Origin of the sequence: Pseudomonas sp. V88_4 (assembly GCF_029967985.1) — a bacterium.
In the GTDB taxonomy this organism is placed as follows: Bacteria; Pseudomonadota; Gammaproteobacteria; order Pseudomonadales; family Pseudomonadaceae; genus Aquipseudomonas; species Aquipseudomonas glycinae.
Genome location: NZ_JASCAF010000043.1, coordinates 365,556 through 379,026, shown reverse-complemented (window position 1 = coordinate 379,026; position 13,471 = coordinate 365,556). Strand labels below are relative to the sequence as shown.

Genomic DNA, 13,471 nt, shown 5'->3' with positions numbered 1-13,471 from the left:
GAACGGTCATGCCGAACAAAGTAGCAGTAGTGACCGGCGGCAGCCGTGGCATCGGCCGGGCCATCGTCCTGGCGCTGGCAGGTGCCGGTTATCAAGTGGCGTTCAGTTATGTGCGTGATGAAGTAGCGGCGATGGCCTTGCGTGATGAAGTGCAAGCGTCGGGCGTGGATTGCCTGGCACTGCAATGCGACATCAGCCGTGGCGGCAGCATCGAGTCATTCTTCAAGCGGGTCGAGGCGCATTTCCAGCGCGTCGATCTGCTGGTCAACAACGCCGGCATTACCCGTGACGGCTTGCTGGCGACGATGCCGGCCAGCGACATCCTGGAGGTGATCCAGACCAACCTGGTCGGCACCTTGCTCTGCTGTCAGCAGGTGCTGCCGGGCATGCTGCGCCAGCGCAGTGGCTGTATCGTCAATATCAGTTCGGTCGCCGCGCAAAAGCCCGGCAAGGGCCAGAGCAACTATGCCGCGGCCAAGGGCGGGGTCGAAGCCATGACCCGCGCGCTGGCGGTCGAGCTGGCGCCGCGCAATATCCGGGTCAATGCGGTGGCACCGGGGATCGTCAAGACCGAGATGAGCACCGCACTGATCGGCAGTCAGGAGGAGCAGATCCAGTCGCGGTTGCTGATCAAGCGTTACGCCGAGCCCGAGGAAATTGCCGAGGCGGTGCTGTACCTCGCCGACCGTGGCCTGTACCTGACCGGGGAGGTCCTGCCGGTGAACGGCGGGTTGAAAATGCCATGAGCCGCACCATTCTGATTACCGGTGCGGCCAAGGGCATCGGTCGCGCGGTGGCCGAGGACTTCGCGGCCAATGGCGACAATCACCTGATCCTGCTGGACCTGGACTTGCCGCAATTGCAGGGCTGGGTCGATGAGCAGCAGGAGCGGATCAACGCGCGGGTCGAGACCCACGCGGCGGACATCGCCGACCTGCCTGCCATGGAAGCGTTTTTCAAGCAGCTCGGCACCCGGATCAAGCAGGTCGACGTGCTGGTCAACAGTGCCGGTATCTGCAATGAAAACGAGCCCGAAGATCTGCACAACTGGCACAAGGTGATTTCGGTCAACCTCAACGGTACGTTTTACGTGACCTCGTTGTGCCTGGCGCTGATGCCGGATCGGGGACGCATCATCAACATGTCCTCGATCCTCGGGCGGGCCGGCAAGGTGCGCAACACCGCGTACTGCGCTTCCAAGCACGGCATCGTCGGCATGACCAAGGCTCTGGCACTGGACCTGGCGTCGCGGCAGATCACGGTCAACGCGATTCTGCCGGCCTGGATCGATACGCCGATGCTCCAGGGCGAACTGGCGACGCAAGCGGCGATCGCCGGTCTGACCCAGGAACAGATCGTGCGCAACGCGAAGAAAAAACTGCCGATGCGCCGCTTCATCCAGAGCGAAGAAGTGGCGGCGATGGTGCGTTACCTGGCCAGTCCTGAAGCCGGCGGGGTCACGGCCCAGAGCCTGGTGATCGATGGCGGCGTCGGGTTGGGAATGTAGCGATGCCAGGAACCAGCAACCGCATCGCCTGGGCGATGTGGGCCTGCGTGGCCGCTCCGGCGGCTGTCGCGGCCCTGGAAGTCGACGATCTGAAGCCCGATTACGCCGACGCTGAAATCGGCGTGGCCACGGCGCTGCGCCTGCACGGTGACGATCAGGTCACACAGAAGGCCGTGTATTTCAAAGCCAACCTGGAGGACAACTGGGACGGCGGCTATTACAAGGCCAAGGGCCGTGTGCGGTATGACGCCCGCTACGACGGCAACAACCCGTACAGCGAACGCGCCCGGGAAAAGTATCGCTTCGACGCTGATTGGCGGCATCTGTATGTCGGTCATTCGCTGGGCGACGGTGAAGTGACGGTCGGCTGGCAACAGGTGGTCTGGGGGCGTGCGGATGAGCTGCGTGTGCTGGACCAGATCAACCCGCTGGACTATCGCGATGGGCTGACCCCGTTGCTTGAAGACAGCCGCATCGCCGTACCGATGGTGCGTGTGACGCAGCCCGTAGGCGAGTGGGAACTGGAAGCGCTGTGGATCACCGACTTCGTCAAGAACCAGCCGCCGGTGGCGGGCAGCGAGTTCGCCGCGCCGCTGTTCGCGGCGCCCGATCCGGAGTATTTCCTGCTTGATTCCAAACCCGGCTATGACGGTGACAAGGGCTATGCCTATGGTCTGAGCGCCAATGGCCAGATCGGTGCGGTGGACACCAGTTTCGTGGCGCTGAGCGCACGTCAGCAGGACCCGGTGTATGCCGTCGAAGGTCTGGCCGATGACGGTCGTACGCGTCTTGAACGCCAGTTTCCCCGTTACACCATGGGCGGTGCAGGTCTGGCGATCGACGCCGGTCACAGCATCGTGGTGCGCAGCGAGATTGCCTGGTTCGACAACTGGCGCGTGACCAATCCGACCCGCGCCTACGGTGCCGACAGCACGTCGATGGTCAAGTCGCTGTTGGGTGTCGATTATCTGTGGCGCGACTGGCTGATTTCGGCGCAATGGCAGGAGCAGGTGCTGCTCGACTGGCAGTACGGGATGCTGCAGGACAAGCGCGAGCCGCTGTTCACGCTGTCGGCCGAAGGCACTCACTGGCAGGACCGGCTCAAGAGCCGACTGGTGGCCGCGGCCTCGCCGCCGCTCAAGGACAACGCTTTGTTGCAGGGCATCTTCACCTACAAACCGGTGGACTACATCAAGCTGGGACTGGAAGTGGACGTGTTCTTCGGCAAACCCGACAGGGCCTTCGGCGAGTACAGCAAGCGCGATCAAGTGCGGCTGTCCGCCGGCTATTTGTTTTAACCCCGTGACGCCTGCCTGCCGCCGGTGGCGCAGGCCCGCATGTACTCATCCGACGAAAAGGGAAATTCCGATGTTGCCGCTTTTGAAAAGTCTGACCGCCACCGCGTTGATCCTCAGTGGCGTCTGCGCCAGCGCTGCCGACGGCAGCAATGCCGATGAAATCATTCGCCAGGTGCGCGATCGCAATGACGGTAAAAGCTTCATGTCCCAGGTGTCGTTGATCCTCCACGACAAGAAGGGCAATACCCGGGTTCGTGAATTCACCTACCTGCAGAAGGACTACCCGGACAGCGACAAATTCAGCATGTATTTCTCGGCGCCGACCGATGTGCGCGACGTCGCGTTCCACATCGAAAACCCGCATGAGACTCTGGGGCTGGAAGACAGCCAGTGGATGTACCTGCCGGTCAGCCGCCAGACCCGCCGGATCTCCACCACCGACAAGCGCGGCTCGTTCATGGGCAGCGAATACTCCTATGCCGACCTGGACAAGATCCGGGTCAAGGATTACTCGCAGACATTGTTGGGAGAAGAGCAGATCAAGGGCCGCGACTGCTACGTGATCGAACGTGAACCGGCGTCCCCGGAAGTGCTGGCCAAGACCGGTTACAACAAACTCAAGGTGTGGATCGACAAGCAGAATTTCCTGGTCATGCGTCAGGACTTCTTCGACGTCAAAGGTGTGCTGATCAAGCAGATGCGCACCCAAAAGGTCGCGACCATCGACGGGATCGACAGCATCCTGCTCAGTGAAACCGAGCACTTCATCGACGGCACGCGCTCGGAAATGCGCTTCAACCAGTTGCAGTACAACGTTCCGCTGGAAGACCGACTGTTTACCCAGACCGCCATCAAGCGCGGGCTGAAAACCGGTGACCTGCCGGAATTTTCCGTGACTGCCCGCTAAGCGCCGCTCCCGACGACCCTGGAACACATGATCATGGAAAGATACCTGAACTTCGTCGAGCGCCATGCGCGGGCGATCGTTTTCCTGCTGGTGGCGATCACCGCGTATTTCACTTATACGCTGGGTGCGCTGATTTCGGACACCAACCCTTATCTGCTCAAGGACAGCCATCCGGCGCGCAAGACCATCATCGATTTGCAGGGTGAGTTCACCGGCACCTTCGACTCGGTGATGGTGGCGTTGAACAACCCGCAGACGGTCTTCAACAAACAGACGCTCAATGCGTTGTTTTCGATGTCGCAGTCGGTGCGCAAGATGATCCTGGCCAACGACGCCGACAAGGAGCAACTGACGCAAATCGTCGCCCGCTACCCGAATGACAGCCGCGCACAGTTATTGACCCGGGACATTCTGGGGGACGGTTTTTCCCAGAATGATTACGCTCAGGCCAAGGCCCTGCGCGATCATGCCCAGAGTCAGAACTGGGATGCTCATGATCAGTTGTTCCTGACCTTCCTCGCCGAGCGAATCAACCCGATTCGCGAAATGGCGTCGATGGGCGACCTGGAAAACATCGTGCTGACCGACGGTGGCGAGTTGTTGATCCACAAGACCCTCAATGCCTATGACATGGATCCGGCCGTGGTCGAGTCGCAGATCATGGGCAACGAACTGATGGTCGACGGGGTGGTGTCGAAGGACAAGAAAGTCGCGATGCTGGTGGCCGAGCTCGGCACCAAACAGGATGACGCCCAGGCGCAATTGCGCGCCTATCAGATCGTGCGGGGCATCGTCGCGAAGTATCAGGCAGAGCATCCGGAGTACAAGGACGAGATTTTCATTGCCGGCATGCCGATCTTCATCGCGGCCCAACAGGAAATCATCGACCATGACCTGGCGGTGCTGTTTCCGATCGTGTTTCTGCTGATCACCCTGCTGTTGATTTTTTTCTTCCGCAAACCGCTGGGCGTGTTGTTGCCGCTGTTCAACATTCTGTTCTGCACCATCTGGACGCTGGGTCTGATGGCGCTGCTGCGGGTGCCGTTCGACCTGTTGACCAGCGTATTGCCGGTGTTTCTGTTCACCATCTGCTGCTCGGACGCCATCCATGTGATGGCCGAATACTACGAGCAGAAAAACGCCGGCAAGAGCAACCGTGACGCCAACCGCGAAACCCAGCGCCTGATGGTCGTGCCGGTGGTGTTGACCACAGTGACGACCATCGCCACGTTCATGATTTCCACCACCAACAACATCGTCAGCATCCGCAATTTCGGTGTGTTCATGTCCATCGGCCTGACGGCAGCGCTGATCATTTCGTTGCTGCTGATTCCGGCCTGGATCTCCATCTGGGGCAAGGATCAACCGCCGCAGGCCAGGGTGGCCACGCACAAGGAATCGATCATCTCGCGTTATCTGGTGGCGTTCTGCGCCTGGATGATCCGCTTTCGCAAACCGATTCTCATGGTCATGCTGCCGTTGCTGGCGCTGGCCACCGTGTTCACCTTCCGCGTCGATATCGAAGATTCGGGCATCGCTTACTTCAAGCCTGAAAGCCATATCCGCGTCTCGGACCAGTTCATCAACCACGCCAAAGTGGCGGGTACGGCGCCGGGCTGGATTGCCATCGACAGCAAGGAACCACGCGGGGTGCTGACCACGGAGGTGGTGCAGTTCATCGACAAGCTCGACCACTTCATCAAGCAGCAGCCGAACGTGAGTTATGGCTACTCCCTGGCCACTTACGTCAAGCGCATGAACCTGGTGCTTAACGACATGAACCCCGATTACCTGCGCGTTCCCAACGCCATGGAAAAGGTGAGCTCAGTCAATGATGACGGGCAGGTCGAACAATTCGAAGTGCCAGGCAATTCGCTGATCGAGCAGCACGTGATGCTGTTCGAAAACGGTGGCGGCTCGGACTTGAACAACGTGCTCAACGCCGACTTCTCCAAGGCCTTGACGCTGTACACCATGACCTCGTCGGTCGCCAGCGATTATCAGGGCATGCTCGATCGCCTCGACGCCTGGCTGCTGGTGAACAAACCGGCCAATCTGGAGGTGACGCATGCCGGCACGCCGTTGATCTGGACCGGTGTGTTGCAGGAAATCACCCAGGGCCAGGTACTGAGTTTTTCCCTGGCGTTGCTGGTCGTCACGCTGATGATGATGTACTGGCTCAAATCGGTGCGGCTGGGCATCCTCGGCATGTTGACCCTGCTGACCACCTCGGTCACGGTCTACGGCTTCATGTTTCTGTTCAAGATCGAGCTGAACATTGGCACGACGCTGGTGACTTTCCTGGTGGTGGGCGTGGTCGATTACGCGGTGCACCTGTTGTCGCGCATCAAATGGCTGGTGCAGCAGGGCATTGAAGTCGACGCGGCGATTCTGCAGGCGATGCACAGCGTCGGTCGCTCGACGGTGATCAACGTGGTGATTTTCTCCGTGGGCTTCATGGCGCTGCTGTTTTCCGACTTCAAGCCGATTGTCGACCTGGGGGCGCTGGTGGCCATGGCGCTGTTTTCCAGCGGGGTCATGACCATCATTCTGGTGACGCTGGTTTCGCCGTGGTTCTTCGGCGCGATTGAGCCGGTTGTCCAGCCCGCTCAGGCGCAACGTATCGACGCAGAGGCAGTACCGGGCTGAAGCCCGAGCCGGTTCCGCCTGCCCTGATCCGACAGGCGAACCGGCCCATGCGCCGCAGAAGGGTTTTCAGTTCAGCGTAGCGCCCGGGGTTTTTTCCCCCTGCCGGGCAATGCGCTCGAACTGACACTCCTGTCGAGCCTCGTGGAGGTTGTTTTCAAACGCTTCAAGTCCATCGTACAACTGCTGCAAATCGCCGATCTGGGTCACCAGCTCGGCTTTTTTTTGGGCGATGGCATTCTGTGCCATGTCCCAGGGAAATTCGTCGCCGCGGTAGTTGTTCAGGATGACTTGCAACTCTTTGAGCTTGAAGCCCAGTTGCTGAGCGCATTTGATGAACGTCAGTACCTCGACGCTCTCCTGGCTGTAGATACGGTATTTGCCTTCACGCTTGGGCTCGGGCAACAGACCGATTTCTTCGTAATGGCGAATGCTTTTGACTGTGGTGCCCGACAGCTGGGCGGCTTTGCCGATATACATAAAGATCCATCTCGATGATAAAACGGGGCTTAGCGTGACCAGGCTCGAGGCCTGATCGGCGGGCGATTATAGGGTGAATACCATCGGCAGGTTGCAACTGTGCGTAAATGACGCGCACAGCTGACGGACGGGCTCGTGGGAGAACCCGTGGAAGGCTGACGGCGTCGGCGGCGCCGTCAGTTGAACAGTAGCGTCAGATTCAGAACGCGGCGCTGGCTCGCGCTTGTTGCAGCCACACATCGCGCTGCTCCGGTTTGGAGCCGAGCATGGGGCCGAACGTCAGGGTCTTGATCGGTTTGACCCCGCAGAACTCCAGCGTGGTCTTGCGGACCTGGTGCAGCCCCGGCATGCGGTAGAACCACTTGTAGTACCAGTACGGCGTGTCCATGGTCACTAGCAAATGGGCGGTGCGGCCTTTGAGCAGTTTGTCCGGGAAGGCCTTGCCCTCGCGGTACTTGAACGCGAAACCGGGCAGGAAGATGCGATCCAGAAAGCCTTTCATCAACGCCGGAATCCCGCCCCACCAGATCGGGTAGACGAAGGTCAGGTGCTCGGCCCAGGTGATGTCGGCCTGCGCCTGCAACAGATCGGGTTCCAACGGCTGAATCTTGTTGTAACCCTCGTGCAGGACCGGGTCGAAATCCAGCGCATCCAGGCGCATCAACCGCACCTCATGCCCGGCGTCCTTGGCCGCCTGAACGTAGGTTTCACTCAGTGCTCCGCAAAAACTGTCGGTGGAGGGGTGTCCCAGAATCACGAGCATTCGTTTGCTCATTGTGTGTACTCCTGAAAAGAAGCTCACAGGATAGAGTCTGCCCCTAGCGGTAGAGTCAAGGCGTCAGAGCATCAAGCAAGGCCTGGCTATAGGCCGGCAGATGAGCGAAATTTCGTGAACACAGATGCAGTGTCCGCCTGGCCCAGGCGTCGTCCAGCGACACGCAGGTAAATGAGTTCGTCCGGGGCCAGCGCTCAGCCGCCACTTTGGGCACGATTGCCAGCCCCGCGCCGTTCGCAACCATGCGCATGAGCCCATCGAAGCCATCGGCGCGGATGCGGATCGCCATGCGCTGGCCGATGTGCAGCGCCTGTTCTTCCAGATGAATCGCCAGGGCACTGTCGGCACCCAGCGCCACGTAGTCATGGGCCAGGGTTTCGGCAAAGGTCAGCGAGAGACGCTCTGCCAGCGCATGACCCGGCGGCACGAGCAGCACCAGCGGGTCGGCGCGAAAGACCCGGGTCTGCAAGTCGCGGGTGTCCACGGCGTCGGAAACGATGCCCAGGTCTGCCGCTCCCTGGCGCAAGGCGTGGGTGATGCGAGCGCTGGGCAGTTGCTGCAAGTCGATGTCGAGGTTGGGGTGTTCGCGCAGGAAATCCGCCAGCACTTCCGGCAGGTATTCGCTGATGGCTGTGGTGTTGCACAGCAAACGCACCTGGCCTTTGACACCCCGGGCGTATTCGTTCAAGTCCTGCTGCATGCGCTCGGCCTGTTGCAGCAGGAGTCGCGCATGTTGCGCCAGGGCCTTGCCGGCGGGTGTCGGTGTGACGCCACGGCGCCCGCGCTCAAGAAACTCTGTACCCAGCGAAGCTTCCATCGCCCGGATCCGCGCACTGGCCGCCGCCAGCGACAGATGACTGCGGGCGGCGCCGGCGGTGATGTTGCCGCTGTCGAGGATGTGCAGGTACAGGCGCAGGTCGGTGAGGTCGAAGTGCATGATGCGTGGCTCTTGCTGAAAGAGAGGCTGCCTCAGTGTATGACAGATTTTCAGTTCACCCGCGCAGGCGCAAAGTGTGGCCATGAACGCACTCGCAGATTTCTATCAAAACCTCGGTCTGGCCCTGTCATTGCTGGTGATTGCGACCTTCGTCGTCGCCGGCATGATCAAGGGCGTGATCGGTCTCGGCCTGCCCACCGTTGCAATGGGTTTGCTCGGTCTGGCTATGGCACCGTCGCAGGCTGCGGCGTTGTTGATCATTCCGGCGACCCTCACCAATGTCTGGCAACTGGCGTTCGGCGGGCATTTGCAGGGGCTGGTGAAACGCTTGTGGCCAATGCTGCTGGCGATCTTTCTCGGCACGGCCATTGGCACCTTGTGGATCGGCATGGCGGGCGGGCATTGGGTTGTGCGCGGACTTGGTGCGGCGTTGTTGCTTTATGCGCTGAGCGGATTGTTCCTGCCGACACTGAGTGTCACTCGCCGCCATGAACCATGGCTCGGCCCGCTCTGTGGTGTAATCACCGGCGTCATCACTTCGGCCACTGGTGTGTTCGTGATTCCCGCCGTTCCGTACATGCAGGCACTGGGGTTGAGCCGCGATGAACTGGTGCAGGCGCTGGGCCTGTCCTTCACCGTATCGACTCTGGCGCTGGCCGGTGGGTTGCTCTGGCGCGGCTCACTTGGCGGCGCAGAACTGAGCGCCTCACTGCTGGCGCTGATCCCGGCAGTGCTCGGCATGTGGCTTGGGCAATGGCTGCGACAGCGCATCAGCGCCGTGCTGTTCAGGAGGGTGTTCTTTATCGGTCTGGGCGCGCTCGGCGCCCATCTGCTGATCAGCGGTTAGCGGACGACGCGCTGAGCATTTCAATCGGGCGGATATCGAAATCACGCTCCAGATACTCCATGCGCTGCGCGAGAAACTGCTGCATGTGCGGCAGGTTCGAGTGCACGTCCAGATGCGCCTGGCTTTCCCAGATCTCGTAGAAAATGAACAGGCTCGGGTCTTCCTTGTCGCGCAGCATGTGGTACTCGATGCAGCCGGGTTCGGCGCGGCTCGGTTCGACGTAGGCGCGGAAAAACGCTTCGAAAGCCTCGGCTTTTTCCGGGCGGGTCTTGGCGTGCAGGATGAAACCCTGGCGTTCGCTCATCGCAAAAAACTCCATTCAGATTCAGATGGCGGCCAATCTTACGGCAACAATCGGCATTCGATTCGTGCGTTTTAATCAAATGAATTTTGCGCGACCGGTGCTTATTCCGCGCGAGGCGGATCGCTAATCTGCCGCCATTCCATTTTTCCCCTTTTCCATCCAGCGCTCTGCGCTGCGCATCGGAATCCGAACGAGGCTCTCCCATGAAAAAAGTGCTGTTGCTCAATGGCGGTAAAAAATTCGCCCACTCCGACGGTCGCTACAACACCACCCTGCACGAAGCTGCGCTGAGCGTGCTGGATCGCGGCGGTCTCGACGTCAAGACCACCTTCATCGACGAGGGTTACGACGTCGCCGAAGAAGTCGCCAAATTCCTCTGGGCCGACGTGATCATTTATCAGATGCCGGGCTGGTGGATGGGCGCACCGTGGACCGTGAAAAAGTACATCGACGAAGTCTTCACCGAGGGCCACGGCAGCCTCTACGCCAGTGACGGCCGTACCCGTTCCGACGCATCGCAGAAGTACGGCAGCGGCGGTCTGATCCAGGGCAAGCAATACATGCTGTCGCTGACCTGGAACGCACCGCAGCAGGCGTTCGATGATCCGACCGATTTCTTCGAAGCCAAAGGCGTGGACGCCGTGTACTTTCCGTTCCACAAGGCCAACCAGTTCCTCGGCATGACCGGCCTGCCGACCTTCCTCTGTGTGGACGTGATGAAACGCCCGAACATCGAAGCGGATGTGGCGCGTTACGAGCAGCATCTGACCGAGGTGTTTGGCCTCAAGGCCTGACGCTCGGCTACTATCGAAGGCCTGAGCTTGCGCAGCAGGCCTTTCGATTCGAGGACACCCGTGAAAGCCAGATCCGATGAGTTGCAGATTTTCGTCTGCGTGATCGAATGCGGTTCGATCTCCGCCGCCGCCGAGCAGGTCGGACAGACGCCGTCGGCGGTCAGCCGCACGCTGTCGCGGCTGGAAGCCAAGCTCGACACCACACTGATCAACCGCACCACACGGCGCATGGACCTGACCGAGGAGGGCAAGTATTTCTTCGAACAGGCCAAGCTGATCCTCGACCAGATGGATCAACTCGAGGAGCGCCTGTCTTCCCGTCAGCAGACGCCATCAGGACGGCTGCGGATCAACGCCGCATCGCCATTCATGCTCCACGCCATCGTGCCGTACATCGACGAATTCCGTCGGCTGTACCCGGACATCCAGCTCGAACTCAACAGCAATGACCTGATCATTGACCTGCTGGAACAAAGCACCGACGTCGCCATCCGCATCGGCACCCTCGCCGATTCGACGTTGCATGCTCGGTCGCTGGGTTGCAGTCCGCTGTTGATCGTCGCCAGTCCTGCGTATCTGGAAAGGCACGGCGCGCCGGTCGAAGTGGCTGGCCTCAGCGAACACACATTGCTCGGCTTCACCCAGAACGAAGGCCTCAACCAGTGGCCGCTGCGTTACGTGCACGGCGACCGTTGGCCGATCACTCCGGCGATCAGCGCCTCCAGCGGCGAGACGGTGCGCCATCTGGCGCTGGAAGGCCAGGGCATCGCCTGTCTTTCGCATTTCATGACCATCGACGACATTCGTGCCGGGCGGCTGAAGGTGTTGCTGGCGGAATTCAACAGCGGTTATCGCCAGCCGATCAACGCGGTGTACTACCGCAACTCGCAGCTGGCGCTGCGCATCCAGTGCTTCCTCGACTTCATCCAGAGCAAACTGGCGGCTTACGCCAGCGCCGATTTCAAAGGCTGATTCGTGATCCCTGCGCAACAGTGATTTGGTTGGGGGCAGGTTTTTCCACCGGGCTCGCCGGTCGATACTCGTTGCATCACTTACTCACGCAGGGAGTTTCTCCATGAACGTATTCGTCACCGGCGCAGCCGGTTTTATCGGCGGCTCCATCGCCACCGGTCTGGTCCAGGCCGGTCACACCGTCACCGGTCTGGTGCGCAGCGCCGAACAGGCCGATGAGTTGAAAGCACTGGGCATCACCCCGGTGATCGGCACCCTCGACGACAACGCATTGCTGGCCGAACAGGCCCGCGCCGCCGACGCCGTGATCAACGCCGCCAGCAGCGACCATCGCGGCGCCGTCGAAGCCTTGCTCGATGCCCTGCGCGGCTCGAACAAAGTGTTCCTGCACACCAGCGGTTCAAGCATCGTCGGCGATGCATCCGGCGGCAAATCCAGCGATGTCATCTACTTCGAAGACAACCTGCCGGAGCCGACCGTCGACAAGGCCGCACGGGTGGCCATCGACAACCTGATCCTCGCCGCAGCGAAGGACGGCGTGAACTCGGCCGTCATCTGCAACACCCTGATTTACGGCCACAGCCTGGGCGTCAATCGCGACAGCGTGCAGTTGCCGCGCCTGCTGAACCAGGCACGCAAAAGCGGCGTGGTCCGTCACGTCGGCACCGGCCAGAACATCTGGTCCAACGTGCACATCGAAGACGTGGTGGCGCTGTACCTGCTGGCCCTGAGCAACAACGTTCCGGGCACCTTCTACTTCGTCGAAAGCGGCGAAGCGTCGTTCATCGACATGACCACCGCCATGGCCGAAGCCCTGAATCTGGGCCAGCCACAAGACTGGCCACTGAAAGACGCCGAAGCCGAGTGGGGCTACGAAATGGCCAACTACGGCCTCGGCTCCAACAGCCGCGTCCGCGGCAAACACGCCCGCGAACGGCTGGGCTGGGCGCCGAAGCGCACGTCGGTGGTTGAATGGATTCGTAACGAAATGGTGTGAGGGCTGATTAAACCCGAGAGGGCTTTGCGACTAACCTTTGAACGGCTGCCTTTGGGCAGCCGTTTGTGTTTTTGGATTTGTCTTGGCATCGGGGCAAACCCCCGGCGCTTTTCAATGTTCAGTGGCATCAGGAGGAGCAGGATGGTTGATCGTTATGATGCCGAGGGCTCGCAAAGTTCTTATGAGCCAGGCTCCGACGAACAGGTACTGAGCAATAAATTAGGGATAACCGATCCTGAAGACATGGATGACGCAGAGCTCATCCTGTTGGAAAAGTTGTACCAGTTCGTGCTCATTGAGCATTTGCCAAATCGGCCATTAACCGTTCAGGACCTGAAAGAGTGGCACCGACACTGGTTGGGCAATCTCTATTCGTGGGCCGGCGATGTGCGTGCGGTGAATATGGGCAAGGACGGCTTTGTCTTTGCCGCAGCACCGCAGATTCCCCGACTGCTTGATGGTTTCGAGAGGGACTGTCTTGGCAAGTACACACCTTGCAAGCCTGATCTGGATGAAAACCTGATCCACGCCATCGCTGTCACGCACGTGGAGTTCATCCTGATTCATCCATTTCGCGAGGGTAATGGGCGTCTGTCGCGATTGTTGGCGGATGTCATGGCGGTGCAGGCGGGGTATGTACCGCTCGACTACAGCAGTTGGGAGCGAAACAAAGAGGCTTATTTTGCGGCAATCAACCAAGGGTTGAATTGCAATTACGAACCCATGGAGTATTGGGTTCGGCAGGCATTGTGGACTTGAGTGACGATCTCATTTGGCCAGAGAGAGATGCAGAAACTTGCTGTCCTTGAGCTTCAGCTTGCGTTCAATCGATTCAACGCTCTGACCCGTTTCGATGGCTGTCGAACTGGCAATCGCGCGTATCAACGCTTCGGCAGTGAGCTTTTTGGGGCGGCGGCGCGAAGCAGTCATGGCAGGAACTCGATAGAAAGCGTCTGCCGAGTATAGCGCCTGGACTGATGTTGAAAACCTTGTGGTCTGGGCGAAAC

Annotated in this window: 15 protein-coding genes; 10 read left to right on the top strand and 5 right to left on the bottom strand. The window is 60.0% G+C overall.

What is annotated here, in order from left to right; translation table 11 throughout:
- Nucleotides 1–8 precede the first annotated feature (8 nt).
- The 5 genes from QLG12_RS21085 (at nt 9) to QLG12_RS21065 (ending at nt 6,361) form a co-directional block, all read left to right on the top strand.
- The gene (locus QLG12_RS21085; RefSeq protein ID WP_282475174.1) at nt 9–746 is read left to right on the top strand and encodes a 3-oxoacyl-ACP reductase family protein; all 738 of its coding nucleotides are present in this window, start codon (nt 9–11) and stop codon (nt 744–746) included.
- Complete coding sequence (locus QLG12_RS21080; RefSeq protein WP_197871445.1) at nt 743–1,507, top strand: SDR family NAD(P)-dependent oxidoreductase; 765 nt, start codon at nt 743–745, stop codon at nt 1,505–1,507. Before QLG12_RS21085 ends, QLG12_RS21080 begins: the two co-directional genes overlap by 4 nt.
- Nucleotides 1,508–1,542: 35 nt before the next feature.
- Entirely contained in the window at nt 1,543–2,805 is a 1,263-nt protein-coding gene (locus tag QLG12_RS21075) for a DUF1302 family protein (RefSeq protein ID WP_282475181.1), read from the top strand.
- 70 nt (nt 2,806–2,875) lie between these two features.
- A complete protein-coding gene (locus tag QLG12_RS21070) occupies nt 2,876–3,712 on the top strand; it encodes an outer membrane lipoprotein-sorting protein (protein ID WP_197871441.1) in 837 nt (278 codons plus the stop codon).
- Between the two features lie 33 nt (nt 3,713–3,745).
- On the top strand, nt 3,746–6,361 hold the full coding sequence (locus QLG12_RS21065; RefSeq protein WP_282475173.1) for an MMPL family transporter: 2,616 nt from the start codon (nt 3,746–3,748) through the stop codon (nt 6,359–6,361).
- Between the two features lie 66 nt (nt 6,362–6,427).
- Here the strand turns inward: QLG12_RS21065 and QLG12_RS21060 are convergent, their stop codons facing one another.
- The 3 genes from QLG12_RS21060 to QLG12_RS21050 form a co-directional block, all read right to left on the bottom strand.
- The gene (locus QLG12_RS21060; RefSeq protein WP_197871437.1) at nt 6,428–6,838 is read right to left on the bottom strand and encodes a MerR family transcriptional regulator; all 411 of its coding nucleotides are present in this window, start codon (nt 6,836–6,838) and stop codon (nt 6,428–6,430) included.
- A gap of 199 nt (nt 6,839–7,037) precedes the next feature.
- Nucleotides 7,038–7,613 carry an NAD(P)H-dependent oxidoreductase gene (locus QLG12_RS21055; RefSeq protein ID WP_064382618.1) on the bottom strand — a complete coding sequence of 192 codons (576 nt, stop codon included), beginning with the start codon at nt 7,611–7,613 and terminating at the stop codon, nt 7,038–7,040.
- A gap of 55 nt (nt 7,614–7,668) precedes the next feature.
- On the bottom strand, nt 7,669–8,550 hold the full coding sequence (locus QLG12_RS21050) for a LysR substrate-binding domain-containing protein (protein WP_282475172.1): 882 nt from the start codon (nt 8,548–8,550) through the stop codon (nt 7,669–7,671).
- An 82-nt stretch (nt 8,551–8,632) separates the two neighbouring features.
- Between QLG12_RS21050 and QLG12_RS21045 the strand changes: the two genes are divergently transcribed.
- On the top strand, nt 8,633–9,397 hold the full coding sequence (locus tag QLG12_RS21045; RefSeq protein ID WP_282475171.1) for a sulfite exporter TauE/SafE family protein: 765 nt from the start codon (nt 8,633–8,635) through the stop codon (nt 9,395–9,397).
- Here the strand turns inward: QLG12_RS21045 and QLG12_RS21040 are convergent.
- Nucleotides 9,387–9,701: a putative quinol monooxygenase gene (locus QLG12_RS21040; protein WP_129972410.1), complete on the bottom strand. Its 315-nt coding sequence runs from the start codon at nt 9,699–9,701 to the stop codon at nt 9,387–9,389. The genes QLG12_RS21045 and QLG12_RS21040 overlap by 11 nt on opposite strands.
- 203 nt (nt 9,702–9,904) lie before the next feature.
- Here QLG12_RS21040 and QLG12_RS21035 point away from each other — a divergent pair, with 203 nt between their 5' ends.
- From QLG12_RS21035 to QLG12_RS21020, 4 genes are all read left to right on the top strand, one after another.
- Entirely contained in the window at nt 9,905–10,495 is a 591-nt protein-coding gene (locus QLG12_RS21035; protein WP_108559494.1) for an NAD(P)H-dependent oxidoreductase, read from the top strand.
- A gap of 60 nt (nt 10,496–10,555) precedes the next feature.
- Entirely contained in the window at nt 10,556–11,467 is a 912-nt protein-coding gene (locus QLG12_RS21030) for a LysR family transcriptional regulator (RefSeq protein WP_282475170.1), read from the top strand.
- Nucleotides 11,468–11,570: 103 nt separating this feature from the next.
- Nucleotides 11,571–12,464, top strand: coding sequence for an NAD-dependent epimerase/dehydratase family protein (locus QLG12_RS21025; protein WP_282475169.1), 894 nt, complete (start codon nt 11,571–11,573; stop codon nt 12,462–12,464).
- 141 nt (nt 12,465–12,605) lie between these two features.
- On the top strand, nt 12,606–13,223 hold the full coding sequence (locus QLG12_RS21020; RefSeq protein ID WP_197871429.1) for a Fic family protein: 618 nt from the start codon (nt 12,606–12,608) through the stop codon (nt 13,221–13,223).
- A 9-nt stretch (nt 13,224–13,232) separates the two neighbouring features.
- Here QLG12_RS21020 and QLG12_RS21015 read toward each other — a convergent pair whose 3' ends face one another.
- On the bottom strand, nt 13,233–13,394 hold the full coding sequence (locus QLG12_RS21015) for a hypothetical protein (RefSeq protein ID WP_170929807.1): 162 nt from the start codon (nt 13,392–13,394) through the stop codon (nt 13,233–13,235).
- Between the last annotated feature and the right edge of the window lie 77 nt (nt 13,395–13,471).